The following is a 25,957-nucleotide window of genomic DNA, read 5'->3' on the forward strand; positions in this document are numbered from 1 at the left end:
TGCGTGTGGTCTGCCGGAGAGTGGTTAGAAGTCGAGCGTCACATCGGATAACGGCCGGCTCGAACAGGCAAGAATGAAACCGTTCGCTTCGTCTTGCGGCGAGAGACCGCCTTGATGGCGCATGTCAATCATGCCCGAGCGTTTGTGCAGCTTGCAGGTTCCGCAGATGCCACTCGCGCAACCGCAGGGAATGACGACCTGCTGTCGCGATGCAGCCATCAAGATCGTTTCACCTGCACGTGCAGTGAAGCGCCTGTCGCCAAGGGTGATATTGAATCTCGTATCTGTGTCCAGATCCGCGCTGGCTACCGGGGATGTCGAGACCACCTCCGTCACTGCGCCGAAATGCTCCACATGAAAACGCGCATGCCGGGCGCCATCGGCGGCATGAATGCGGCGGACGTCGTCCATGAACGACGTCGGGCCGCAGCAATAAACTTCCCGCGTGAAAAAATCGGGCATGGCCGCTGCAATCAGCCGTCGCGATACGCGCCCACGCAAACCGAACCAGCCGGGTCCGGGCTGACTCAGCGTGATGCTCGCTTGCAGCTTGGGCATGTGCGTTTGCAGCGTAGCGATCTCGTCGGCGAACAAGATATCTTCCGCACGGCGAGCCGCATGAAACCAACCAATATCCTGCCCAGGCGCATGGCGCGCGAGAGTACGCAGCATCGACATCAACGGCGACGCGCCCGATCCTGCCGAGACCAACGCGATCGGTCCTGGCGGTATGGCATCGAGACGAAACATGCCTAGCGGGTAACGCGAACGCACGCGCATGCCCGGTTTCAGTTCATCGTGTAACCAGCGCGTGACGCGGCCTGTACGTTGCCGTTTAAGCGTGAGTTCGAGCGTGTTGTTACCGGTATTGATACCGGGCGCCGATGCTATCGAAAAAGTCCGGTCCACGCGCTCGCCGTCCATATCGAGCGTCAGCAGCATCGCCTGACCGGCGACGAAACGAGGTCCGTCAGGCTCTGTATCGCGGAACACAAACGTCTTCACATCCGGCGATTCGCACCGCACGCCGATGCATTCCAGCACGCGATCCGCGGGCGCATCCGGGGTGCCCGGGAACAGCGCTTCGAGCGCGTCGATACTGCCAAGGCCGTTAGCCATTGGACACCTGCAATGCAATCGTCCTGGGCTTCGAACCCACGCGCTCAACATACGCGGCAAGTTTGTCCGCGTACCAGTTCGTGAAGTTGCGCAACATGAACTCGGAAGGCGCGTACGGTCCCGGCACATAGGCTTTCGATGCAATACCTAAATGGTTGTTCGCCGCCAGCCTCGCGTCCTGGTCGTTGGTCGCACGCCAGACCGACGTGAGCGTTTCGACGTCGTAATCCACCCCTTCCACCGCGTCTTCGTGAACGAGCCACGTCGTGCGCAACTCGGTCCGGTTTGCCGAGAGCGGCAGGATGCGAAAGTGCATGATGTGGTCGGAGAGGAAATGATTCCAGTTGTTAGGAACCCGGAACATCCTCACTGAGCCGAGATCCGGTTCGGTCAATTCACCAAGCAGTTTGCTACAGGCCGGCGACCCGTCGGCCGTGAACGACACCGCGCCGCGATGAAACGGCAAGCGGATGCAACGGAACTCGTTGCCCCCGTCGGCGGGCAGATGCGGCAGGCTCAAGCTGTCCCACTGGCGCGCTTTGTCATCCATCAACCGGCGAAAATCCTGCGAGCCGTGCGGATCATCTGGCAGAGCGAATTCCACCAGCGTAGCGAGCAGTTCGGGATGATTGCCCGAGCAGTGATAACACTCGCGATTGTTCTCGATCACGAGCTTCCAGTTCGCGTTCTCGACGATGGTCATGGAACACGCCACCTTCGTCCGCTCCGGCTGATGCGGTGCGATGTACGGCGTCACCGCGCGGCGAAAACGCGACAGGTCGGGCGTGATCGAGTGGGGATCGGAAGGATCAGCAAGGCAGATATAGACCATGCCGCAGATCACTTCCACCTGCACCGGCGCGAGTCCATAACCGTCCCGTTCGAAATCAGGCGGCATCTGGCGTGCGTGCAACAACGAGCCGTCCAGGTCATAGACCCACTGATGATAAGGACAGACCAGCCGATGCACATGCCCCTGCGGTTCCATGCAAATACGCGATCCGCGATGCCGGCAGGTATTGAAGAATGCCTTGATCTCACCGTGCGGATCGCGCAACACGACAACCGGCGTCTCGCCCACTTCCAGCGTCTGATAATCGCCGGGCTGCGGAATCTCGCAGGCGTTCAGCGCGAACAGCCAGTCGTTCATGAAGACCGCATCGAGATCCAGCGCATGAAACGATTCGTCTATATAAAACGGCTGCGCCAGACTGAAGCCTTCGCGCCGGCTGGCTAGTAGAGCGTGAACCTGTGCTGCGTCCCACATCGTCATGTCCGTCCAAGAAACATTCATGTGAAGCTATTGTCTGCCGCCGTTTTGCCGCGTGAGCGCAGGTTCACGACCAAGCCCATCACGAATCCGACACGATGCGCCCCGATGCAACAGCCGGATTCATCTTCAGCGCATTGGCGTCGCGAATGGTGGGTAAGGCGAACCGCGCGCGGCGCACGGCGTCGTAGTCAAGGCTCGCGATCACCAGTTCTTCGCGCGCCTGTTCGCTTTGAGCAATGACGTGACCGTCGGGGCCGACAATGCGCGAACCGCCCCAGAAATGCAGGTCGCCCTCGCGTCCTACGCGGTTCGCCATCACGACCGGCGTCCCGTAGACCAGCGCATAAAAACGCAAGGCGAGATCCCATCCGCGCGGGTTGTCGAAGTCCTGCCCGACGGCTTCTATCGCCGAGCTGACCGGCGCCGCGAACAAGGTCGTGCCCGCACGCGCCGAGGCATGCACAAGCGCCGGATTCCACAGGTCAGCGCAAATCGGCGTGGCGACGCGCCAGCGCGTATCAAGATCGAAACCGCCGAGTGCATCGCCCGGCGCGAAATACTTGCCGTCATCGAGCTGGCCGTAAGTCGCCAATGCGATTTTCCGATGCACATGGATCACGCGGCCTTGCGCCAGCGTGGCCACGCTGTTGTAGAACTGCGCGCCCGGTGCTTCCTCTATGAAGCCGACTACTGCATGCATGCCATTGCATGCAGCCGCTATGCGCAGCAGCACGGGGTCATTGGCGGGCATGGCGAGGCGCAGCGTTTCCCTCCCCGCGCCGTGACCGACCAGTGACAACTCTGGAAATACCAGCAGTTGTACGTTCGCCGCCGCGGCGGCTGTCAGCATCGAGAGATGTTTGTCGACATTCGAAGCAGTCGCACCCGGCACGCTTTCCATCTGTGCGGCCGCCACCACGAGTTCATAGGTCATGTTTGCGCCAGAGCCTGTTTTAAATCAGTCCCGACGACTTCAGGAACCCTGCGGCGACGTCGTCCACCGACTTCTTCGACACATCCACTTCGGCGTTCAGGCGCGCCATGGTCTGATCGTCGAGTTTCGCGGAAAGCGCGTTGAGAATGCCCGCGAGCTTCGGGTTTGCGTCGAGCGTTTCTTTACGGATAACCGGTGTCAGCGCGTAGGCCGGGAAGAAACCCTTGTCGTCGCGCAGCACGACGAAGTTGAATGCGGGCACGCGGCCATCGGTCATGAACACCAGCGCGAGATCGACCTGCCGGTCCTTCAACGCCTGATACGTGAGGCCCGAATCCATCCGCTTGACCTGCGACGGCGAGAAGCTGAAACCATACGCTTGCTGCAGCGGCTTGAGCCCGTCAGGCCGCGCATAGAACTCCGAATTGCACGCAAACGTCAGTTCCTTGCCGCCCTTGAGAACTCTCGACAAATCGCTCAGGGAGACAATGCCAAGCTTCGCGGCTTCGTCACGATTCATCGCCAGGCCATAGGTGTTGTTTGCCTTCGATGGATCGAGCCACACCAGTCCCTTCTTCGCGTCCAGCTCTTTCACGCGCTGATAGGTCTGCGCGGGATCCAGATGGTCCGTGACCTTGTTGTAGGTGATCAGCGAGGTGCCCGTGTATTCCCAGTACACATCGATCTGACCATTTTCCTGCGCCTCGCGCAGCACGCTGCTGCCCATGCCGTCCTTCTTCACGACGGTGAATCCCTTGGCCTCCAGCAAGGCGGTTGTCATCTGCGCCATCAGGACTTGCTCGGTGAAATTCTTGCCGCCGACCGTGATCGTGGCCGCGCTGGCGGACGTCGACGCAAACGCTGCGGCGATACAAAAACCTAGCGCAAAAATGAATGCGCGGGAAATCAAGCGGGAGAGCCGAGTGTGCATGGAAGGTCCGAAATGTGGTTAAGGGACAAAGGGACTTGGCAACGGGTTTGGCAAATGAGACAAACAAAAATAAACCGCTCAGCGCTGTGGATTCACGCCACGTGGCACGAGCCGAAGCTGCATCTGCGCGACCAGCATGTCTGTGGCAATGGCGAGCGCTGCCGTTGGAATTGCGCCGGCCAGCAGCATCGTGAAATCGTTCAGGTCGATGCCGGTAAAGATCAGTTCGCCCAGCCCGCCGCCGCCCACCAGAAACGCCAGTGGCGCGGTGCCGACGGTAATCGCCAAAGCGGTCCTGAGTCCCGCGAAAATGACGTACATCGCGTTGGGCATTTCCACCCGCCACAAGATTTGTTGCTTGGTCATGCCAATGCCGGTCGCGGCGTCGATCAGCAGCGGCGGCACGGCGCGCAAACCTTCATAGGTATTCATCGCGATCGGCAAAAGGGTCGCCACCCACAAGCCGAAGATGGCCGGCTTCGCGCCAATGCCAAGCAAGCTCATGGCCAGCGCAAGCAGCGCGAGTTTCGGCACGGCTTGTCCCGCGTTGAGCGCGAGCAGCACAAGATGCGCGGCACGGCCGCGTCCGGGACGGCTGAGCCAGATGCCCGTGGGAATCGCGACCACGATGGCCGCCAGACCGGCGATGGCAACCATGAGCATCTGCTGACCCGCCTGATAGACGATGTCCGCGCGATACTGCGCGAGCGACGAGAACCAGTTGCCGGCATGCGCGTCGGCGCAAGTGGCGAGCATCATGAGCGCGGCGATTAAACACCGACCGCGCATGCGATGAACCGTGCAATGAACCGTGCGATGAACCGTGCGATGAACATTAGGCGCGTTCATGTTCATGCGCCCTCTTCCGCACGTGTGAGCGCGTTCGGATCTTCCTGGGCAGCAAGTGGAACAAACCCCGTGGCGTTATCGGTGAACACGCTCAAGCCGGCTTGAGCGCATGCGTTCGGATCTCCCGCGCGCGCGAGTGCCGCGATTGCTGCATAGCTGACATAACCGGCGAAGCGGCCGGCATCGTCGAGCACAGCGAACCATGAGACACCGTGCGCAAGCATGGCGGACACTACGCTGCGCAAGTCATCGCCTGCGCGAGCGGTCGCGGGAAGCGGCATTGCAAGCGATGCATCCAGCCGGTCGTCCCCGTTCGCGCCCGCAGCGTCCAGACACGCAGTGCTGAGATAACCGCACGGCGTGCCATTCCCATCGACCACGACAACTTCGCCGCCGGGATGCGAGCTCAATGCAACGCGTACAGTGCGGTGCGTTTCTCCCACGCGCGCAACGGCTCTCGAAGCCATCAACGCGTCGCTTGCGCACAGCAGGCGCAAGCGCTTCAACGCGCGATCCGAGCCGACGAAATTCGCAATGAACGCGCTCGCCGGCCGTGCCAATAATTCTTCAGGCGGTCCATATTGCTCGAGCTTGCCGTCGCGGAAGATCGCGATCTTATCGGCCATCTTCACGGCTTCATCAATATCGTGGCTCACGAACACCACGGTCTTGTTCAGGCGCCGCTGGATCTTGCGGAACTCGTCCTGGATCGCCGTGCGATTGATCGGATCGATAGCCCCGAACGGTTCATCCATCAGCATCACCGGAGGATCGGCGGCCAGTGCACGCGCCACGCCCACGCGTTGTTGCTGACCACCCGACAGATCGCGCGGATAACAGCGCATGAACACTGCGGGATCAAGCGCGACGAGTTCAAGCAACTCCTCCACGCGCTTGCGTGTGCGCGCCTTGTCCCAACCGAGCATCTGCGGCACGAGCGCGATGTTGCCTTCCACTGTCATGTTGGGGAACAGGCCGACCTGCTGGATCACATAACCAATGCGGCGACGCAACTCGACCACGTCGAAGCTTGCGGTATCTTCTCCGCCAATCAGGATCTTGCCCGACGTGGGTTGCACCAGCCGGTTGATCATCTTGAGCGTGGTGGTCTTGCCGCAACCCGAAGGTCCGAGCAGCACGCATAACTCCCCTTCGCCGATATCCATCGTGAGGTCATCGACCACCGCTTGCGACTGGCGCGATTCGAAGCGCTTGGTGAGGTTCTGGAGCTTGATCATCGGCTCTCCGCAATGGTGATGGGGTCGACTGCGCGGACATCGGCTGAGATATTGGCGGAGTTAATGACTGAGATATCGGCTGAAACACCGCGACGGCCCAGTGCCAGGAGAGGCAGGCGTGGCGGGCGCAGGCCGGCTGGCGTGAGGCGGCGTTGCAGGCATGCCAGCCCGAAATCCGCCACGATCGCCAGCGCGCCCACGATCACGGCGCCCGCTATCAGTTGCCGCGGGTCCGACTGCGAGATCCCGCGGCTGATCAGCTTGCCGAGCCCGCCCGCGCCAATATAGGTAGCGATCGCCGCGATGCCGATGTTGATCACCACAGCCATCCTGATGCCGGCCATGATGATGGGCACGGCAATAGGCAGTTCGACGCGAAAGAGCCGCTGCTTCGTGGTCATGCCCATGCCGCGCGCCGCTTCTCGCATGGCAGGGTCGAGATTACGGATCGCCGTGTAGGTGTTGCGCACGATCGGCAACTGCGAATAGAGAAACAGCGCGATCACCGCCGGCAGGAAACCAATGCCTTGCCCGATCAGCGACAGGACCGGAATCAACAAGCCGAACAAAGCCACCGATGGCACCGTCATGAGGATGGCGGCTACATAGAGCACCACGCGCGCCACGCGTTCGTTGAGGCTGATGGCGATGCCAAGCGGCACGCCAGTGAGGATGGCGAAGCCGACGCCCACCGCGACAATCTGCAGATGCTCCACGAGCATGTGCAGGATCGAAGGACCGTTGGTCCAGATGAAAGCGAGCGTTTCCAAGCGTCCTCCGGAAGAGTGGCGCAGCCGATGATGTCTATTGCACCGCGGGACTAGGGTTTGTCGGTATAGGGGGGCGTGTCAGCGCACCTTGCCGCCAGTGAACTGTAGCGGCTCAAAATGCCCGGCAGCACAACGTTTTCGACATCAACTGTCACCGAGGCGACGCCCCCGGGTTTTCGCTTGGGAGATTGCGCCGGTATTGCTTCGCCGCGACGCACAGGGGGAAAGGTGGTTCGAGTCAGCAGCTTGCGGCGCCATGCCAAACTTTATCCACAGCCTTTTCAACAAAGTCTGTGGACAATTTTGCCCCGCGACGCACAAGGTCCACAAACATCTATCCTGTTTGAATTCAACCAATTGGTTGTTGGCACACAGTCTCCGGTTGTCCGTAGAACCAGGACGCCGCAGGTGTTTTGTAGGAAATATCGTGGAAACGTTCGCGAGCCATCAGCCCAGCGCAAGCTGGTCGCAGACAAGCTGAAGGTCGGGAAAGCGCAGGTTGTCCAGCAGCAGGAACGAGGCGGTGCGGGCGAACCGCGCAACGGCGCTGCAGGTCAAGGAGATTTACCGTTGTCTGCAGCGCTGGGCAGGACTCGGTAAGGGGATCGCACGCGACCAGGCACGGCGTGCGCTCGTCCAGGTTGAGAATGATGAATCAGGGGTGCGGTGGTACGAGGCGGGGAGAAACAACACATAGGCTGACTGCGGTTATGGAAGGCAGCACTAACATCAACGCTAGCAGTCTGCTGGCTTCAGGGTGACGGTCCGCCCTTTTCTTTTTGCGGTCGCTTAGCGCTTTTAGAATTTTTCGTATCGCAGTTCAACGTACACAGTTCATACGGTGGCACCGCGTCGTCTCGACGTCATTTCTCGGTAGCCAGCGTTGACCTTCCTCGCTCGGCGCACCGGTTGCCTTAGCCCGCCTCGTGCGGGCTTTTTTTTTGCCCGTTCGGACCAAGCGCCTTACGCTAGGGTCATAGGAAACGTGACAAGTGACTTGAAAAAAAATCGAGTTTTTGAGATGAAAGTCTGGCCTACGATACTGAACGTGTTGTGCCTCTCAGCCGCACTCTCGGTTCAGGGTGCCCACTGATCCCCCTGTTTTTCAGTAGCAAGCCGTCCGTTTAGATTATTCGGATAACGTATAAAAATGACAAAATATGACGCTGTTTTCGCGTTCGATCCATTTCATTCGGCTACGAAATTCGTTACGGTTCTGCCTGAAAATTTTATTACCTGGCAGGAGGGGACTTGGATCAAAAAGCAGTTTTCAAGCATTGGCACTATCGTCTCGATATGCCACAGACCCGCAGCGCCGACCTGGCCGACATCCTTGAATTCGAGGGCGAGCGGGCTATCGGCGAATCTTCCCGTTATGTCATTCGTTTCACGCATCCGCAGCCGGACTTGTCGCACACCGACTACCTGAACAGGCCTGCGACGCTCGTGATCCAGACGCCGTTCAATCCGCTCGCGATGGCCAAGCCCGAACCCGAACGACGCGTGCAGGGAGTGCTCACGGGCTTCAGTCATCGCGGCAGCAATCGCGACGAAACCACTTATGAGGTTGTGCTGGAGTCACGCTTGTCGTTGCTGCGTAACGTGCCGAAGTGCCGGTTCTTCCTGAATCAGAGTTTCCCGGAAACCATCGAGCAAATCCTGCGCGAACACGGCTTCGACAGGATACATGGCGGCTTCGAGTTCAACCTGTATCGCGAGTATCGTAAGCGCGATTTCGTGATGCAGTGGAATGAAGACGACCTGAGCTTCATCACGCGTCTATGCCGCCGCTCCGGTATCTGGTTCGTCTGCGAGGAAGGCAAGCGTTGCGAGAACGTGCGGTTCGGTGACGACTTCACCCACTACCGCCGTGACCTTCGCCTGGAGGTGCCCTATCGCGCGTACAGCGGCTTGGAAAGCTCGGGCGCCGAATCGGTCAATTCGCTCAAAATGAATGCGACCACCTTGGCGGCGAGCTATAAGGTGCGCACGTTCAGCACCGAGAATCAGCTATCAGAACCGATTGAAGCGGCCAGTGAGATCACGCAAGACGGCACTACTTATGGCGAGGCGTATACGTGGGGCACGCCGGACCTGAACCAGAGTGACGCGGCGGAAGAAGCGTTGCTGCGGCAGGAGGCGGCTATAGCCGCTCAGGTGGAGTATCAGGGCACTTGCACCATACTGGACCTTGCGCCAGGTTGCATCCTGAAGCTCTCGAATCGGGAACTGCCCGATGCCAAGTACGGCATGCTTGCCGTTCGGGTGAAATGCAGCGCATCGCGCAAGCAAGCCTATCGCGCCGAATTCACTGCGATTCCATCCACCCTGCAACTCCAGCTACCCCGCCAGTACCGGCTGCCCCTGCTTGAATCCACGTGGCCCAGAATAGAAGGAGTCATCACCGGCACGATCGCTTCGCCCAGTGGCTACAAAAATCCGTATCTGGACAAGCAGGGCTCCTATATCGTGCACCTCCATGCGGATCAGGACAAGCGCACGCCAGGGCTGCAAAGCTGCCCGATGCGACTAGCGAAGCCATTCGCGGGTGCGGGCCAGACCGGTTTCCATTTTGGTCTGGTCGAGGGGACCATCGTGACCGTGGGCTTCCTGTGGGGTTGCCCAGACCTTCCCTTCATCAGCCAGGTACTGCATACCGCGCAGCATACCGACCCGGTTAATTCAACCTACCCTTGGGGCACGCGCAACACGCTGCGCACCCGCTCCAACAACACCCTCCAGATGGAGGATGGTCAAGGCCGTGAGCACATCAAGCTCGCAACCGAGCATAGCAAGAGCCAATTGAACCTTGGGCATAGCGTTGACCGCAGCCAGAGCGAGCGCGGTCACGGTGCCGAGCTGCGAACGGACATGCAGGCGATAGTCCGGGGCGGCGCGGGTGCGATGGTGACGGCTTATGCGCGCTCGGGCGGTGGCGGGCATCAGCTCGACATGCAGGAGACCATCGCGCAGCTTAAGGACATGCTGGCGCTGGCCCAGACGCTGGCGCAGTCCGCTGAAGCCTCGAAGGCATCCCCAGCAGATACTGGCGCGCAGAAAGCAATCAACGACGCCTTGGACAAGCTGAAACAGCCGGTCGTGCTTGTGACCGCACCGGGGCCGGTCGGCGTTGTGTCGGGTGATGGCGTGCAGCTTGCCGCCGACGGCTCGATCATCGCGACGGCGAAGAAAGGCGTGCACTTCAGCACGCTCAAGCGGTTCACCGTGGCGGCGCGCGACATGGTGTCGCTTTTCACGCAGAAGGGCATGAGCCTGATCGCGGCGGCAGGCAATGTCGTCGTGCAGGCCCAGCGTGGCCGCATGCAGCTTGCCTCGCAGGAGGACATGTCTGTCGAGTCGGTCAACGGCGTGGTTCACGTGAAGGCGGCGAAGGAAATCATCCTGAACGTGGACGGCACCTACGTGAAGATCAGCGGGGGCGGCGTCGAGATCGGTTCGCGCGGCGGCGTGCTGTACCGCACGGCTGGCGTGAAGGGAACCGGGCCTGCCCAGATGGATCTGAGTGGTGCGGCTTTCTCGCCGCGGTTCGTGCCGTACACGACAGCGTGTGAAGTGTGGCGCACCAACCCGGCTTTCGTTCCTCCGCCTGCACCTGCCCCCGAGATGGGCGCTGCGGAGAACATGGTCGCGCCTGCGCCTGATGCGGGCGGGGTGGCGCCGACTCTGCTTGGTGACTTTTTCTCGCGTAAAACCAGCGGTGGTGTGCCAGCGGGTGCGTCTGCTTTTTCGCCGTTTGACGCGAAGCCGTCAAATGTGGATTCAGGGGTGCCCAAAGCCAAGGTCACATTGAGCAGTCCTGGCGATCAGCAGCCAGCGTACGTTGCGCCTGATCCCATCAAGCTGGTGAACGCTGTTCCCTGCGACTGGAAAATATCGGACCTGAAGGCTGACGTACAGCAGCATATCGAAGCCAAGTCTTATTGGGGCATGCTGGATAACCGAACTCCATGGATGAACGACGATAAAACGGTGCAATACCGGGGTGGTGGTTCGAGAGACTCGAATTATGAATTTGCATACAGCGAACAGGACAAGGCAATTACCTGTACCGTTCGCGTCATGACGATTCCAATGGACCTGTTTCCCGTCAATCTGAAAGGCGAGCGTGACACATCGGTGCCTGCTGACGAAGCAACGATTCCATACGAGTTTTCCGCGCATTCGCAGATGACACCAGGAATAGTGAGGCAGGGTGCAAAAATGGACTACCGCGATGCGGTTGGACCTAAATTTGATGTTAGGGCGTTAATCAGCCGTATCGAGGCGGTGCTGAATCAGGGCGGCTACAAGCTGATCCTGGACGGTTGTTCAAAGGGTGCTGCATGCGGATGCCGGGTGAAGGTCAATTTCAAGGTCGATCTTCGTGTGTCGATCAAGGGCACGCCTATTGATGGATTCAGCCCGCACGTATCGCTTAAGCTGTTTCCGTTCGTGCTTCGGGCCGATACGGGGTCCTGGGGGGAGAAGCATAAATATAAACAAGACAGGAAAATTCTCGATTACCCGGATGCGAATGTGGAGGCACATGAATGTGGGCACTATTTCAATTTTCCTGATGAATACTACGGCCAGGGGGGCTGGCTGCACGAGTCGTATATCAAGAACGAGCAAATCGATTTTTCGCTGGTCGATGCGAAAGCGGGTGCAATGGTGTGGCAAGGGCATTCACAAACCGATGCAACATACGTCGGTGCCAATGTCATGGGTGACGGTGCTAATGCGGCATTACAGGGTGGCCGCGTCACGGCGGCTATCAAACCATATTATCTGGAATATGTGCGTCGCCAGTTTTCGCTCGCGACGAATAAGCTGTGGAGGGTTGGCTATGACTCGTAAGTCATGGATCGCACACTTTGGGTATGCGGCCCTTTTCCTGTTCGTGCTTGGAAGCAATGCACGCGCTGAAACTGTGAATGCAGAGAGTCAATTAATGAAATTTAGCTATACGACAAATGGCGGTGCAGATGGCAGCATCAATAAATATGGAAACAACGAAGTATCCGTTTCGGGGGATGTGCTTCGGGTTCAGATCGGTGATTCTGACGGAAACAGGAATATCAGCGGTGTTGGGATATATAAGCTGAAGCTGAACGGTGAAAATCTGGAATCGGCCAGGCAGATGGCCGAACTGCTCTGTTCTCCGAAAGACCCCAAAAGCGATGTAACGCTGCCTGATCTTTACATTGCGAAGTGTGGCGGAGAGATGCGGAGCAGCTATATGACGGATTTCAGCCGCCCTGTTGCGATCAAGATAGGTGATTTGGTGGACAAGCTTACCAATGCAGGGGTTCTGGATGGCCGGCAAATTGTGAAACTCGACGTTTCACTGGTATCGATTGATCGTGCCAAGGATGGATTTCTGGTGTCTGTCAGATTCACGAATGGCGGCGATTACCCGATCAGGTTCAAGACGCCCGATAAATGGGACGCCAGAATGGGTAAGGACAGCTTGGGTGTAAGTGACACGAAGAGCGGCTTCTCAGCAAAATTCGGCCTTGGTCTGGCGGGGCAGACTCTAGCCGATCCGGCACAGTTTCCCGATGGCGAGGTCAATCTTGCACCCCATAGTGCCGTGGTTTTGAAGATGAAAACGAACAACATCGATAAATTCTCCGCTGGGAGCTACGACTTATATGCCGGTGCATTCATGAGCATGGAAGTCACCGGAATCCAGTCCAGTCTGCTTTATGTTGATTTTCACTCGGACTACAAGAATCCCACCCGTATCACGTTCGATCGCGATTATCCCTCGACACCCGAGGAACGCGAGCAGTGGGAAGCGATGCGCCGTGCCGAAATGTCGTTTCAGCCAGTCAAGCCTAGCGAGACGTTCGCAGAGGATGGCCTGTACCGCGCGGTAACACTGCTTCACGGTGTCCGCTACCGCAGCCTTCAGGTAAAGCCGTTCAAGGCCGGGGACGTGGCGACCACGGAAAACGTGAAGATGCCGATGGAGAACGGTAACGGCATCAACATCAACCGGCCGGTGCAATGGGAGTGGGAAGCCACCGCGCCGACGCCTGTCAAGCAGTACTCGTTCGACATCATTGATGACACCCGGCAGTTTTGCGCGCCGCGTTCGACGTGTCCGCGCAGTGGGCGCTGGATTGCCCGCATGAATGCGGCGTCGAATTCCCTGTACCCGGAATACCGCCACGACCTGACGAACCTCGTGACGCTGCGGCGCGGCCAGCCGATGCCCTCCATCCGTGATGCGGGCAACCGGGGCGATTGGGAATGGGTGGGGGCCTGAGATGGGAGCACGCGCCCATATTTACGAAGGCGACCACACCACCGCGCGCGGGACGGTGGCCGACGGCATCGAAGGCACCGGCTACAACGGACGCCGGATGAGCTATATCGGCGCACCCGTGACCTGTCCCGCCTGTGGCACCACCGGCAGGATTGGCCGCAACGGCGAGCGGTTCGAACAGGACTGGTACGGCAAAGTGCCCGCGCTGGAGGATGACTTCTGCCTGTGCGCCTGCAATCCGAAACCCCGGCTGCTTGCCTCGCAGCACGAATGGACAGTTGACTGACAGGAGGCTGGATGAGTTTTCGCTGGAACCCGCAGTTCCCGTCTGAGCGGTTGGCCTATGAGCCGCTGCCCCTCTGGTTCTATCTCCTGCTGTACATGATTGTCGAGGGATTCGCCCTCGCCCTGGTGGTGCCCGGCCTGCCGAAGTACGGCTCCGTACCTTGGGACAGAGTCCTGCATTACGCGGTCGCGGTGCCGTTTTGCTGCTGGCTGACACTGAGTTGTATTGTGTACTGGTTTGCGTATGACATCCCGGCGACGCAGGCCGCAGAACATAACTCGGCGCGCTGGCACCAGATAACCGGCTGGCAGCAGCAAAGCCGCTCGGGCATGGCAGTGCTCGACAGCGTAATCCTCACGCCTGAGCCTGACTTGGCTGAGCGCATGTTGGCACTCGAAGGCACACCACCCGAGAATCCCGGCAAGGTAATGGCGCTGGGAAGCATCGATGCGGCGGATGAAGGCTCGCGTCTGATCCGCCTGCTGGATGCGCTGCTCACGCCGCTGGCCGCGAGGCTCGCGCAGGCGGCCAAAGGCGGATCATTCGAGATCGTGATGCAGTGCGACCACGAGGCGCTGTCCAGCGAGGTTCTGACAGCCTGGGGCAAGCTGAAGCTACCGGATAAACCGGTCGTACGGTGGCTCGATAACAGCCGCGATGTTGGCTTTGCGGACACGTGGTTCGAGGACGAGACTCGCCGCTATGGCTGGTACGTACAGGACAGGAGACCGAAGTATCGTCTCCTGTTGGCCTGGCATCTGAACAAGGTCGGTCCGGACGCCGTACACACGGACTCGGAAGCGGCGGTGGCCCTGCTGCTTGGTATGCCTGTACTCATGTACGAGAAGCCGGACATCAAGCGCCAGGCGTGGCTGCTGCGCCAGATTAGCGGCGACGCCGACCAGGCGGACAGACTGCTTGCCTCGCTGCTCAAGGCCGAACAGGTGCCCAGCGAGCGTATCCGTCACTTCTGGCACAGCGGACTCAAGGGGCTGACACAGCATGCGACGCTTGGCGCTGTGAGGGAGTCCGGCCTGAAGGTGGAAGCGCACGCGCTCGATCCGGCCATTGGTCCGCAGGCCCCCGTGGCGCGCTGGGTGATCCAGGCGCTGGCCGCGAAGATGGCGCATTTCGGCCAGGGGCCACAGCTCATTGCACTGCCCCACGAGCAGGGTGTCGCGCTGAATCTGGTGGCGAAGGAACCGGCTCCGGTGAACGTGCCATGGAAGGAGGAATACGGCTACAAGCGGGTGCTGGGTCCTGAATTCGGCGCACTCATATCGTTCTGGATGGTCAGCATGCTGCTGTCACCGGACAAGGGCTGGAGTACAACGAACATGCTCGTTACGTGTCTCACCGTCGTTCTCATGCTGGTGTTTTTCATCATCCGTCATCCTGGACCTGTTGCACGGGCGGCGGAATCGACCGTGGACTTTGTGGCGGGCTTTATTGGATGACAAAAAGGGAGGGGACATGTCGAAATACATCAGGTATGCCGCACCGTTCGAATCACGCGTGCAGTCGCGTGAAAGATGGCGCAGGGCCTACATGAAGGTTCGTGTCAGCAGATGGCTGCTGTTGAGCATTGCATGTGCGGTCCTACTTGCGGCCATCGCCTTGTGGGGCTGGTGGGACCGGGCACCGGCCTGGGGGTATCCCGTGGCCGTAGCGGTATTTACGTGGCTCTATCTTGCAGGGGCGATAGCGCTGTCAGGAATCCGCGGCTGGCGGTCCTATGTCTCCACCATCATGTACATGGAAGCGATTGAAGACGGCCTGTGCAAGAACAGGCCGTTCACCTGGGAGGGACGCGGCCGGTGGTACAGGGAACACGGGTCACCCTGGCGGCTGCAACCCGTGCCGCAATCCATGCGGGTGCACCGGGGCGAAGAGGACCGGCCGATCTTTTGAGGCTGGAGCGGTCACAAAAATCACACCCTGTCGCTTCGGCTGAGAGCCTGATTCGGCTTGAGTTGCTCCAGGGGGCAAACGGAGTCGCTTGAGGGGCCAACGTCAGCCTTCCCCTAGTTCTTCACGGGAACCGTTTGCGTGCCAAGCCTGTTAGCGCGCAGGCATTGTTCCGGTGCGGTTAGGCATTCTGAGACTCGGACTCTCGGTTGTTCTCGTGCCGTTGCTTCGCATACTGCTGATGATGCCATCTGTCCCTTTCGTGAGGCCCGCGCTAGCTCGCACGTCGTCACCACCGCCAACAGCCGCGGCCGCCGGCGGCGGCATGCCGCCCACACCGTTGGCGCCTTGAACGAGCGCTCCGTTCCCGACGTTTGTCATGTCAGACCCTGTTTGTGCATAGGCCCCGCCTGACATAACGATAAGCAGCATTGAAAAATAAATATTCTTTGTCGCGATCATCATTTTTCAACTCCAAAAACTCGATGCCTTACGCATGAAATGAGAGCGTCAGAAAACGCCGCGATGTACGGCAATCTCAGTCCTTTCCCGCAGGAATGGAGACGTGATTACTCGACACTATGGCTAGCGGCGTCCCCCGCCGCCGTGGAAACCACCTCCTCTAATAAAGCCGCCTCCACCGTGAAAGCCGCCCCCTCCACGAAAGCCGCCGTGCGCTCCAACGTGGACGTGATCCATATGATGGAAGTGATGGAATCGATCGACGAAGACGAACGAACCGCCAAAGCCGAATGCCAAGGATGGCGCATAAAACCACGGGTCGTAGTAGGAATAGTACGGATACGGGGGCGGCGGGGAAACGTCGTCAATATCGACGCCCGCGTCTTGCTGCTGGATCTGCCAGGTGCCGTCGGGCTGCTTGCAGGCAAGACCCGATATGTTCTGCGTGGCACCATCGATAACCGCCGTGCCGTTGACCATGCGGCATGGGGGTGACACGGCCGACGTGGTCGTCGTATCGTTCAGCGGAGCAGCCTGGCCGGGCTGGTCCGACATCGGCGCCGCGCAGGCGACACAACTGCAAAGCACCGTTCCAAGTCCAATTAAGTTGCGCATGAATCCGTCCTGCTCGACGGTCCGGCACCACGACGCGGACCACCGCATCGACACCGTAAAGACCCCATCGGTTCGCCTCGCAGAGTGCGTTGCCGGCACGTCAAGTCGCATGCGAAAAGGTGCGCGGCGACGCGGATCTGCTGCATATAAAACGCGTCGCCGCCGGACGTTATTCCGCTTTCTGGCCCCAGTTGAGGCATCGGATTATTACGTCGTATTTCCGATCAGCCCGTCGCTGATCAATGCTATTGGCTGGAAAAATGCGTAGTACTGGGAAATATCGACTTCGTCGTTACTCCGGTATCGAGTTCAGATCAGCGGCCTTGCGATGACTCGATCCCGCGCAGGATGAGATCGATCCCGGCTAGAAAATCGACGCGGTCGTCGTGTACGCGCAACTGTCCCGCTACGCTGCGCGTGAAAGGGTATGCATCCGGATCGAGCTGAGACCACATGACCGACACCTCATGCAGAAAGTTGTCCCTATCGGCGCCTAATTCCCGTGCGAGATGCGCATTCGCCGCGTTCTGCCCGCTCACGCCAAGGATGTAATTCAACAACGCGGACACCACGGACCATTGTGTATTGTCGGGCACGCCGAGCGCGCGAATCTGCTGCCCTATGCCTTCGAGAATACGCACCATAGGCAACTGTCCGGGAGCGCGAGTGAGCGCCGAGCCAACCCACGGATGGGCGTCGATGGTGTCGAACATGCCCAGCGCGAGCGCGCGAATCGCAGCCTCTGGCGTCGTGTTGATCACCGGCGCGCTCATCGTGCGAGCGATGACGGCGTCGCACGCGGCAGTCAGCAGGTCGTTCTTGTCGTCGATGTGCCAATAGATTGCACCCGGACCGGTGGCGAGCCGCTCAGCGAGAGCGCGGAACGTCAGGCCGCGCTCGCCGCTGCTGTCTAGGAGCGCAATAGATTCGTCAATGATCCGATCCCGCGAGAGCGAATCCTCCCGCCGTTGAGGGGTTTTTGCTTTTTTTGCCATGGCTCTTCTTGACACTCCTCTTGACACTCATGGAACGTTGTTCCAATATTATCATGGAACGACGTTCCATTACGTCACTGACTATAGCGACGCCCGAACCAAGGAGCAGGATGAATACTTCAGTTGCGATCATCGGTGCGGGGCTCGGGGGGCTGACGCTTGCCGGGTTCTCCACGTCCACGGCATTGCCGCGACCATTTACGAAGCGGAAACTTCGCCGAACGCGAGAACGCAGGGAGGCATGCTCGATATCCACGAAAACAACGGGCAGATCGCCCTCAAAGCCGCCGGGCTCTTCGATCAGTTCCTGGAGATCATCCACGTTGGCGGCCAGGCAACGCGGATTCTCGCCAAGGACGGCCAAGTCCACTTCGAAGATCACGACGACGGCACAGGCGGCCGGCCTGAGGTCCCTCGCGGAGCGCTTCGCCGCATTCTGCTCGACTCGCTTCCTGCCGGCGCCGTCCGCTGGGGACACAAGCTCACAGACGCGTCCGCACTCGGAGATGGACAGCACGTGTTGACCTTTGCCGACGGCTCGACCGTGACCGCTGGCCTCCTCGTTGGCGCCGACGGCGCCTGGTCGAAAGTTCGACCGCTTCTTTCCGGGGCGAAGCCGGTGTATGTGGGTACATCGTTCATCGAGTCATATCTGTTCAACGCTGACACTCGTCACATCCCAAGTGCGCAAGCAGTCGGCGGCGGCGCACTGTTTGCGCTCGCGCCGGGAAAAGGCATCCTCGCGCATCGCGAGCCTGATGGCACGCTGCACACCTATGTGGAGTTGAACAAGCCGCGCGACTGGATTGACAGCATCGACTTCTCCGACCCAGTAGCGGCAAAAGATAGGATCGCTAATGAATTCGAAGGCTGGGCTCCGGCACTGACAGCGCTCATCACCGACGGTGAAACGGACCCTGTGCCGCGTCCCATTCATGCGCTTCCGGTCGGGCACCGATGGGCACGCGTGCCCGGGGTGACACTCCTCGGCGATGCAGCGCATCTGATGATCCCGTCTGGCGAAGGAGCCAACCTCGCCATGTTCGACGGGGCCGAACTCGCGCAGGCTATCGCCGCCCACCCCGGCGACATTGAAGCCGCACTGAGCGCTTATGAAAAGGAATTGTTCCCTCGCAGCGCGGCTGAGGCGGCGGCGGCGGAAGGAATACTCGACCTGTGTCTAGGGCCCGACGCGCCGCAAAGCCTGGTGGATTTCTTTACTTATAACCAGCCCGCGGAATGAGCGACCTGCACGCCGGCAGATTTCGTTTCGATGACTGCTGGTTGATTTCCATGGTCTTGCAACCGTACGCGAGCACGTTGCAGTTCGTATTGCCGGCGTGCGAATAGATACCGCCGTTCGTGCTGCGCAACTCCTCTTGACACATCAGTGACGTCGCCGGGAAAGCCGCTCAAAAAATAACGCGCGCCCGGTGTAACCGTATCTCGGCAGTTGGCGAAATAGAGTATGTACCCGCTGCGGGTACCGACTACCTCAACCACTGGAGAGATTCAATGTCCGCAAAAACCACTGTTAGCGCCACCCTTCTCGCTGCTGTTGTCACGAGCCTGTTTGCATCGGTTGCCCAGGCAGCGCCGCTTACAAAGGGCGAAGAAAGCGCAGCCATTGCTGCTCATAAAGAGAAGTGCTATGGCGTCGCGCTGAAGGGCCAAAACGACTGCGCCGCCGGTCCCGGCACGACGTGTCAAGGTACGTCGACAATGGATTTCCAGCACAACTCGTGGAAGTTCGTTCAGGGTGGAACGTGCACCAGCATCCAGGTGCCGGGTGGCGATCACGGCTCGCTGGCGCCGATGGCGTCCTGATACTGCAACCACGAAGAGAACGGGGAGCGATCATGGACGATTCCACGAAAACACCCGCGGCGCGTAGCGCAGACCGCTCCTTTCACGCGTCTTCTGACGCCAGAAAGCTGACCGGCACCAGTTTCAAGCACGGTCATCTTTCTGCGATTCTCGCGGATGAACCAAGCGATGGCTTCTTCGAGGTCCACGCTGAAAACTATATGGGCGCGGGCGGCCCTCCGCATCGGATGCTTGCAGCCATTCGCGAGAACTATCCCGTTTCCCTTCATGGCGTATGCATGTCCATTGGCGGCCCAGACGCGCTGGACGATGTTCATCTCGCACGCTTCGGGGATGTCGTGAACCGATACGAACCCGCTCTTGTCTCGGAGCATCTCGCATGGTCGTCGCATGGCGGGACGTTCTTCAACGACCTCCTGCCATTGCCCTACACGAAGCAGACACTCGACCGGGTGTGTTCGCACATCAACCAGGTTCAGGACATGATCAAGCGCCCTATCCTGCTCGAGAATCCATCGACGTATGTGGCTTTCGCATCATCGACCATGAGCGAGACCGGTTTCCTTCGAGCGGTGGCGCAGCACACGGGCTGCGGTCTTCTGCTCGATATCAATAACGTTTTTGTATCGGCGAATAATCACGGCTTTTCTGCTGCGGCGTATCTGGCTGACTTTCCGCTTGAACAGGTCGGCGAGATTCATCTCGCGGGGTACAGCGAGCAAATGGATGACGAGGATGAATTGCTTCTCATCGATAGCCACGACCGGGCCGTCGCCGATCCTGTCTGGAAGCTGTACGCAGACCTCGTGTCGCGCATCGGGCCAATGCCAACGTTGATCGAATGGGACAGCAATCTTCCCGAGTGGCACGTGTTGCGCGCTCAGGCATCAATGGCCCGGCAAGTCATGGAAGAACGCGCGATGTCACTCGCCGGGGAGCTCAGTCATGAACGCTGAGAACTTCACGAACGAATACGCAACCACGTTCGCACCCGGCCTGACGGACCCGGAAATTGTCGCGCCGCAGGACGTAGTCGCAAGCGCGAGCAAGGGCGTGATCAAACGCTACAACGTTTATCGCAACAACGTCACGGTGAGCTTGATCGATGCGCTTGCCGCCATCTACCCCGCGATCCAGCGCATTACCGGCGTCGATTTTTTCAGGGCGATGGCGCGTTTCCATGTGCGTGAAACGCCTCCCGCATCGCCATTGTTGTTCGAGTACGGCTGCGATTTCCCGGCGTTTATCGAGTCGTACGAGTACGCACGCGACATGCCGTGGCTCGCGGATACGGCGCGTATCGAGCGTGCCTGGCTGGATGCTTATCACGCGGCTGACTGTGCTGTGCTTGCGGCTGAAGCGCTGGCGGCGGTCGATCCCGAACTGCTGGCCGAGGTGCGTTTCAAAGCGCATCCCGCCACGCGGATTGTGCGATCGCCCTATCCCGCCGTTGCGATCTTCGCGATGAACCGTGCCGACGACCCCGTTTCGCCTCTTCGTTCCAGCGATCGCGAAGACGCGCTCGTGACGCGGCCGGATCAGGACGTGATCGTTTCGCGCCTTCCGCCGGGCGGAGCGGCGTTCCTCATCTGTCTTCTCGATGGCACTTCCCTCGGCGAGGCAATCACCACCGCATTGGAAGAAGCCCCTTCCTTCGATATCCACGCCAACCTGGCAGGAATGATCTCAGCCGGCGTGTTCACTGCCGTTCAACTTGGAGACACCCAAAATGTCTGACCGACACGATGTTGCACTTCCCATCCCTGCCGCAGTTGTTTCGGTAATTTGCGCGGCGAAGCGGCTGGTTGAGCGCCTCGCGCAACCATGGCTTGTCCAGTTCGTTCTGCGGCTCGCGCTGGCCGTGCCGTTCTTCAAGTCGGGCATACTCAAATGGAGCGGCTTCCTTCAACTCAATGACACGGCTATTGATTTGTTTACCGAAGAGTTCAAGCTGCATCTGCCGGGCGGTCCCTACGCGTTTCCTCATCCTGCCGTTTTCGCTTTTCTGTCGGGATGCGGCGAGGTCATGTTTCCGGTTTTGCTCGTGCTTGGATTCGGAACGCGATTCGCGGCGGTCGGCTTGATATTGATGACGTGCATCATCGAGTTGACCGTGCCGGAAGGCTGGCCGATCCACCTGACCTGGCTCGCGATGGCGCTTGCAATTGCAGCCTGGGGACCAGGACGGATATCCATCGATTATCTGCTGGGTGACAAAACATATAGGACCTGATCAGGGATTCTATAGCGACGCGTCAACCCGACCACCGGGCATTTTGCAAGACGATCCGGTACCCATCGAGATCCTCGAATGTTCGACCCAATACGTCCCAATAGGGATTGAACGACTTCACCTGAACGAAACCGTTTTCGATAAAGCGTTCACACGCTGACTGCCAGGCTTCTCGATCTTGAATGTAGAAAACCAGCAAATCCTCCGGTGTCGGAGTGGGCGATACCGGGTGTTCGCGACACTGGGTGAACTCGAAGTGATAGTCCATTCCGGCACGACCGAGCATCACGCCATCAAAGCCTTGATGATCCTGAAATCGCGCCAGCACGACCAGGTTTAGCGCTACGAGATACATGCTCTCCAAGCGAGAAAGATCACTGACGGGTCTTGCGATTCTGAGTTGTGCTTGCATCGGATGGTGTTGTCACGGTGGTGGTTGATGGTCTAAAAACATCTTGCCTGTGAGCGTGGACATTTGCTCTCGCGACACCTATGTCGTGTTTAACGCGCGGGAACAGCTATTCACTCTGATAGCAGGATATCCAATAATATGGCGAAGCCCCTGTCATACAGATGACGCCATGGCTAAAGCCGAAGACCTTTTACGAAAAGCTCCTGCTATTGCCAATCGACATCAGGCCGCTTGTCAGGGTGACGTATTGGAAATTCGGAATGAGGAAGCCATGCAATCCGCCTCGGCCGCCGCGAACCGCCGAACTTTTCCTCCCGGTTTTCCGGGCTCGAATAGTGCTGATTCAATCGGGTAGCGTTTTACCACGGCATCGAATGAATGCGTTGGTTTCCAAGCCACCATGCGTGCGGCATGAATGCGGCATGCACCACCCCGAGAGACGAGAACATGGTCAGGAAGACAGAAAACGATCCGGTAAAACTAGGCATTGCTTTAATCGAGCAGCAGTTGCTTGCCCTCTTGCTGTACGCCGGCGCGGTCGCTGACCGGACCGGTCACGAGAAACCATTGCCCGATCTTGCCACCGCCTACGGGCTGCTCAGGCGCAAGCTTTTACCCACTGAACCCCAACCACATGTAGAGGATGGGACGCCCGGCGTTGAACGGAAGGCGCTCGGGCTTGAGTCGTCCTGGAACGCGCTTCATCAAGACCCGCAGCGTTTATTGGCGGTGACGAGGCTGGCGAGTACGAACGCGATCCTGGCCGTAGCGGGATTTTTCGAGGCGCATGATTTCTCCGAGTTGCGGACTCCGGAGGTGCAGTTCCTGATGCGTATTCGCGACGCTGTCGCGAACGGCAACATGTTCCAGATCGAGGACGAGCGAATTCCCACCGCGTCTTTCAATGGTCTGATTATTACAAGCCAGTTGAACGGCTCCCCCCTTTTCGACGATGGCGTGACGACGGGCTCCATCGATTCCGGAGATGTTGCAGCCCTAATGCGCTATCTGATCGATCACCTGAGTGGCGCACAAACTTTAATCAGCGCCGGCGATGCGGGCTAGAGGGACAGAGCTTGCGGTGGCACTCCGAACGTGTAGGAGTTCTGGGTAATCCATCCGATAACGTTGGCACCATCCACGCTGATTCGTGTCATCCGAGTAGCCGCAGTCGAAAAATCTGCCACGCCTTCACGTGAACCGATGTGTCCCAAAACACGAGCTGGTGAGCGTTGCGCACCCGCGCAACTTGCGGCTCAGAAATCTGACGGTGGAACGAAGCCGCCGAATTCGGCTTCTATCAATTGGGCCAGCTTGAGCGGCGTGCGATCTTCGAACGCCGGTCCGATGATCTGGACGCCAATTGGAAGATTCTCCGCCGACATGCCGATGGGAATGGACGTCGCCGGCAGGCCCGAAAGCGTGGCGACGCCCGGCCAGATGAGCTGATCGCCGTAGGGATAACGCTGACCATCGATCACTATTCGCCGTGTTTCCCTATCCGAGTGATCGTGCGGGAACGCAGTCACGGGCGAGACGGGACAGACCAGTGCGTCGAATGTTTTGAAAAACTCACGCCATTGGGCACGCAGTTGAGAACGGGCGTTGTTTGCGATGATCCAGTCGCGGTGGCTCAGCACCGCGCCGCGAACCCGTTCGGCGTCCAGGCCGGAGGCCTCCATGGGCAATGCTGCAGCCTGCTTCTGAAGATTCGCATAGACATCCGCGGGCCAGTTCAGTGACAGGAGGGACATCAGCATCCGCATATAGAGCCGCGCACCCTCTTCGAGATTCGGAAGGAGTTCGCTTTCTTGGGCAACCCGAACGCCCGCTTCCCCAAGGCTTCGAGCAAGCGATTCGATAGCGGTCCGCACGGCGCCGCCGGTCGGCAGCAGCGGATGCGCGTCGAGGATCAACACGCGGAAGTCGCTCAACCGCTCGTGTCGCGGAGCCGGCAGGTCGAGCCTGTAGGCGATCCCCGTATCGATCTCGTCCGGCCCGGCCATGACGTCCAAAAGGAGCGCAAGGTCCTCCGCGCAACGCGCCATCGGCCCGATCACCGCGAGATCGACTGTATCGGGTAGAGGTGGGTAAGGCGGCGGGACATGTCCGCGTGCGGGCACGATCCCGTGCGTGGGCTTGTGGGCATGGACACCGCAGAAATGCGCAGGCATCCGCAGCGATCCGCCGAGGTCGGAGCCGAGCGCGAGCGGCACAAAACCTGCTGCAAGCGCGGCCGCCGACCCGCCCGACGAGCCGCCAGGAGAGCGGCTCACGTCGAAGGGATTGTTAGTTATCCCGTAGATATCGTTATAGCTCTGCCAATCTCCAAGGCCGAGCGGAACGTTCGTTTTACCGAGGACAACGCCGCCAGCCGCCTTGATACGCGCGACAGGCAACGCGTCCTCTGTCGGAACGAAATCCTTGTGCTGCGGAAAGCCCCATGTCGTGGGCAGGCCCGCGACATTGAAGGATTCCTTGACGAGCAGCGGAATGCCCAGGAGGGGTCGCCGCTCTCCCTTCACCAACGCATCATCGGCGGCGCGCGCTGCATCGAGCGCACGATCGAAGTCGCGTACACAGACTGCATTCAGCTTCGGGTCGAGGCTTTCAATTCGGGCGATGGCAGCTTCCGCCAGTTCGCAAGCCGAAATCTCCCTGGCCGCCAGCGCCGCCGTCAGTTCCCGGACAGACTTGTATTTCCATTCGATGTTCGTCATGTGTACAACCGCTCCCAATGCCAGGCAATGCGGTCCCGCCCGACTTGAGCTGACGGCCGCGATCCACTCCGCGGCGATGTTAACACGTGCGAAAGCTGGGATCGGACCGGGGTACTTTGTGACTATTCGCCCCGCCTCGCCTCGGCCGCCTCGCCCCCCGCCTCCCGCGCCCGCAACGCGAATCCCGCGTATTCACGCTCGAGAAACGGTGCGGCATGTTCGAGCAAGAAACGCCGGAACGCGATGCAAGTCGGCGACAACTTCTTCGAGCGAAGATGAACGATTTGCCACGTGCGCTCGACCGGCGTGCCATTGACGTCGAGCAACGCAAGCTCCTGCGAACGCAATTCGAGCGCAAGCGTATGCAACGAGATCAGGCTCACGCCCATGCCGGCCATCACAGCTTGCTTGATCGATTCGTTGCTGCCCAGCGTCACGCTGCGCGCCGGCGTGAACAAGTGCTGCTTGAACATTTGCTCGGACACCGCGCGCGTTCCCGATCCCGGTTCGCGCAGCAGGAAAGTATCGCCCGCGAGTTCCTGAAGGTCGAACCGGCGCGCATCCCGCAGCGGATGATCGACAGGCCCAATCAATACATGAGGGTGATAAGCCAATGGCTCCGCCGTCGTGCCGAGCTCGGGCGGCGGGCGGCCCATGATGGCGAGATCGGTGGCATTGTCCTGTAGCTGGCGCAGGAGGATCTCGCGATTTCCCACCGAAAAGCGCACGTCCACGCGCGGATATTTCCGCGAATAGGCAGCAAGCAGTTTCGGCGCAAAATAGGTGGCAGAACTGACGATACTCACCGAGATGGAACCACTATCGGCCAGCGACAGCGAAGACATGGCGTCCTCGGCGTCCTTGATCTCGCCGAGTATCCGGCTCGCATGGTGCGACAAGCGTTCGCCCGCTTCGGTCAACGTGAGCTTGCGGGCGACGCGCTCGAACAGCGGCAGCCCAACAGCTTCCTCCAGTTGCCGGATCTGCATGGAGATTGCGGGCTGCGTCAGGTGCAGTTCCTCAGCGGCGCGCGCAAAGCTCGGATACCGGCAGGCGACCACGAAGATCTGCAACTGTCGCAAGGTCAGCGAGCGAATAAAGTTCACTGTAG

Annotated in this window: 23 protein-coding genes; 11 read left to right on the plus strand and 12 right to left on the minus strand. The window is 59.5% G+C overall.

The genetic code is table 11. From position 1 onward, the window contains the following. Positions 1-24: 24 nt before the first annotated feature. The 7 genes from ACSQ83_RS07005 to ACSQ83_RS07035 all read right to left on the minus strand — a co-directional run bounded on the left by ACSQ83_RS07005 (position 25) and on the right by ACSQ83_RS07035 (position 7,114). Positions 25-1,119: a 2Fe-2S iron-sulfur cluster-binding protein gene (locus tag ACSQ83_RS07005; RefSeq protein WP_436227633.1), complete on the minus strand. Its 1,095-nt coding sequence runs from the start codon at positions 1,117-1,119 to the stop codon at positions 25-27. Continuing rightward, positions 1,112-2,386: an aromatic ring-hydroxylating oxygenase subunit alpha gene (locus ACSQ83_RS07010; protein ID WP_414966618.1), complete on the minus strand. Its 1,275-nt coding sequence runs from the start codon at positions 2,384-2,386 to the stop codon at positions 1,112-1,114. Before ACSQ83_RS07010 ends, ACSQ83_RS07005 begins: the two co-directional genes overlap by 8 nt. A gap of 85 nt (positions 2,387-2,471) precedes the next feature. After that, on the minus strand, positions 2,472-3,326 hold the full coding sequence (locus ACSQ83_RS07015) for a nitrilase-related carbon-nitrogen hydrolase (protein WP_436227634.1): 855 nt from the start codon (positions 3,324-3,326) through the stop codon (positions 2,472-2,474). 19 nt (positions 3,327-3,345) lie between these two features. Then, positions 3,346-4,257, minus strand: coding sequence for a glycine betaine ABC transporter substrate-binding protein (locus ACSQ83_RS07020; RefSeq protein ID WP_414950579.1), 912 nt, complete (start codon positions 4,255-4,257; stop codon positions 3,346-3,348). A gap of 78 nt (positions 4,258-4,335) precedes the next feature. Next, positions 4,336-5,106, minus strand: coding sequence for an ABC transporter permease (locus tag ACSQ83_RS07025; RefSeq protein WP_436227635.1), 771 nt, complete (start codon positions 5,104-5,106; stop codon positions 4,336-4,338). A 2-nt stretch (positions 5,107-5,108) separates the two neighbouring features. Beyond that, positions 5,109-6,344: an ABC transporter ATP-binding protein gene (locus ACSQ83_RS07030; protein ID WP_414966615.1), complete on the minus strand. Its 1,236-nt coding sequence runs from the start codon at positions 6,342-6,344 to the stop codon at positions 5,109-5,111. Then, on the minus strand, positions 6,341-7,114 hold the full coding sequence (locus tag ACSQ83_RS07035; RefSeq protein ID WP_414950576.1) for an ABC transporter permease: 774 nt from the start codon (positions 7,112-7,114) through the stop codon (positions 6,341-6,343). Before ACSQ83_RS07035 ends, ACSQ83_RS07030 begins: the two co-directional genes overlap by 4 nt. Positions 7,115-8,365: 1,251 nt before the next feature. On the opposite strand from ACSQ83_RS07035, the gene ACSQ83_RS07040 reads away from it, so the two are divergent. The 5 genes from ACSQ83_RS07040 to ACSQ83_RS07060 are packed head-to-tail and all read left to right on the plus strand — an operon-like array spanning position 8,366 to position 15,585. Beyond that, positions 8,366-11,971, plus strand: coding sequence for a type VI secretion system Vgr family protein (locus ACSQ83_RS07040; protein ID WP_436227636.1), 3,606 nt, complete (start codon positions 8,366-8,368; stop codon positions 11,969-11,971). Next, positions 11,961-13,388 carry a hypothetical protein gene (locus tag ACSQ83_RS07045; protein ID WP_436227637.1) on the plus strand — a complete coding sequence of 476 codons (1,428 nt, stop codon included), beginning with the start codon at positions 11,961-11,963 and terminating at the stop codon, positions 13,386-13,388. Before ACSQ83_RS07040 ends, ACSQ83_RS07045 begins: the two co-directional genes overlap by 11 nt. Before the next feature lies 1 nt (position 13,389). Further along, complete coding sequence (locus ACSQ83_RS07050; protein ID WP_436227638.1) at positions 13,390-13,674, plus strand: PAAR domain-containing protein; 285 nt, start codon at positions 13,390-13,392, stop codon at positions 13,672-13,674. Between the two features lie 11 nt (positions 13,675-13,685). Next, positions 13,686-15,131, plus strand: coding sequence for a hypothetical protein (locus ACSQ83_RS07055; protein WP_436227639.1), 1,446 nt, complete (start codon positions 13,686-13,688; stop codon positions 15,129-15,131). A 16-nt stretch (positions 15,132-15,147) separates the two neighbouring features. Then, positions 15,148-15,585 carry a hypothetical protein gene (locus ACSQ83_RS07060; RefSeq protein ID WP_436227640.1) on the plus strand — a complete coding sequence of 146 codons (438 nt, stop codon included), beginning with the start codon at positions 15,148-15,150 and terminating at the stop codon, positions 15,583-15,585. 582 nt (positions 15,586-16,167) lie between these two features. On the opposite strand, the gene ACSQ83_RS07065 is transcribed toward ACSQ83_RS07060, so the two are convergent. Then, a complete protein-coding gene (locus ACSQ83_RS07065) occupies positions 16,168-16,659 on the minus strand; it encodes a hypothetical protein (protein WP_436227641.1) in 492 nt (163 codons plus the stop codon). Positions 16,660-16,973: 314 nt separating this feature from the next. Further along, a complete protein-coding gene (locus ACSQ83_RS07070) occupies positions 16,974-17,654 on the minus strand; it encodes a TetR/AcrR family transcriptional regulator (RefSeq protein WP_436227642.1) in 681 nt (226 codons plus the stop codon). On the opposite strand from ACSQ83_RS07070, the gene ACSQ83_RS07075 reads away from it, so the two are divergent. The 5 genes from ACSQ83_RS07075 (at position 17,653) to ACSQ83_RS07095 (ending at position 21,714) form a co-directional block, all read left to right on the plus strand. Continuing rightward, positions 17,653-18,897: an FAD-dependent oxidoreductase gene (locus ACSQ83_RS07075; protein ID WP_436227643.1), complete on the plus strand. Its 1,245-nt coding sequence runs from the start codon at positions 17,653-17,655 to the stop codon at positions 18,895-18,897. The two genes, ACSQ83_RS07070 and ACSQ83_RS07075, sit on opposite strands and share 2 nt — an antisense overlap. A 272-nt stretch (positions 18,898-19,169) precedes the next feature. Continuing rightward, positions 19,170-19,481: a BufA1 family periplasmic bufferin-type metallophore gene (locus ACSQ83_RS07080; RefSeq protein WP_414966607.1), complete on the plus strand. Its 312-nt coding sequence runs from the start codon at positions 19,170-19,172 to the stop codon at positions 19,479-19,481. A 32-nt stretch (positions 19,482-19,513) separates the two neighbouring features. Beyond that, on the plus strand, positions 19,514-20,437 hold the full coding sequence (bufB, locus tag ACSQ83_RS07085) for an MNIO family bufferin maturase (protein ID WP_436227644.1): 924 nt from the start codon (positions 19,514-19,516) through the stop codon (positions 20,435-20,437). Next, on the plus strand, positions 20,427-21,218 hold the full coding sequence (locus ACSQ83_RS07090) for an HvfC/BufC family peptide modification chaperone (RefSeq protein WP_436227645.1): 792 nt from the start codon (positions 20,427-20,429) through the stop codon (positions 21,216-21,218). The genes bufB and ACSQ83_RS07090 overlap by 11 nt, the downstream gene beginning before the upstream one ends. Continuing rightward, on the plus strand, positions 21,211-21,714 hold the full coding sequence (locus ACSQ83_RS07095) for a DoxX family protein (protein ID WP_436227646.1): 504 nt from the start codon (positions 21,211-21,213) through the stop codon (positions 21,712-21,714). Before ACSQ83_RS07090 ends, ACSQ83_RS07095 begins: the two co-directional genes overlap by 8 nt. Positions 21,715-21,736: 22 nt before the next feature. Here the strand turns inward: ACSQ83_RS07095 and ACSQ83_RS07100 are convergent, their stop codons facing one another. Then, a complete protein-coding gene (locus tag ACSQ83_RS07100) occupies positions 21,737-22,126 on the minus strand; it encodes a VOC family protein (protein WP_436227647.1) in 390 nt (129 codons plus the stop codon). Between the two features lie 411 nt (positions 22,127-22,537). Here ACSQ83_RS07100 and ACSQ83_RS07105 point away from each other — a divergent pair, with 411 nt between their 5' ends. Further along, entirely contained in the window at positions 22,538-23,191 is a 654-nt protein-coding gene (locus tag ACSQ83_RS07105) for a hypothetical protein (RefSeq protein ID WP_436227648.1), read from the plus strand. Positions 23,192-23,382: 191 nt separating this feature from the next. Here ACSQ83_RS07105 and ACSQ83_RS07110 read toward each other — a convergent pair whose 3' ends face one another. Beyond that, a complete protein-coding gene (locus ACSQ83_RS07110; protein WP_436227649.1) occupies positions 23,383-24,846 on the minus strand; it encodes an amidase in 1,464 nt (487 codons plus the stop codon). A 122-nt stretch (positions 24,847-24,968) separates the two neighbouring features. After that, complete coding sequence (locus tag ACSQ83_RS07115; RefSeq protein WP_414950563.1) at positions 24,969-25,952, minus strand: LysR family transcriptional regulator; 984 nt, start codon at positions 25,950-25,952, stop codon at positions 24,969-24,971. Between the last annotated feature and the right edge of the window lie 5 nt (positions 25,953-25,957).

The organism is Caballeronia sp. LjRoot29 (assembly GCF_964252755.1).
Lineage (GTDB): Bacteria > Pseudomonadota > Gammaproteobacteria > Burkholderiales > Burkholderiaceae > Caballeronia.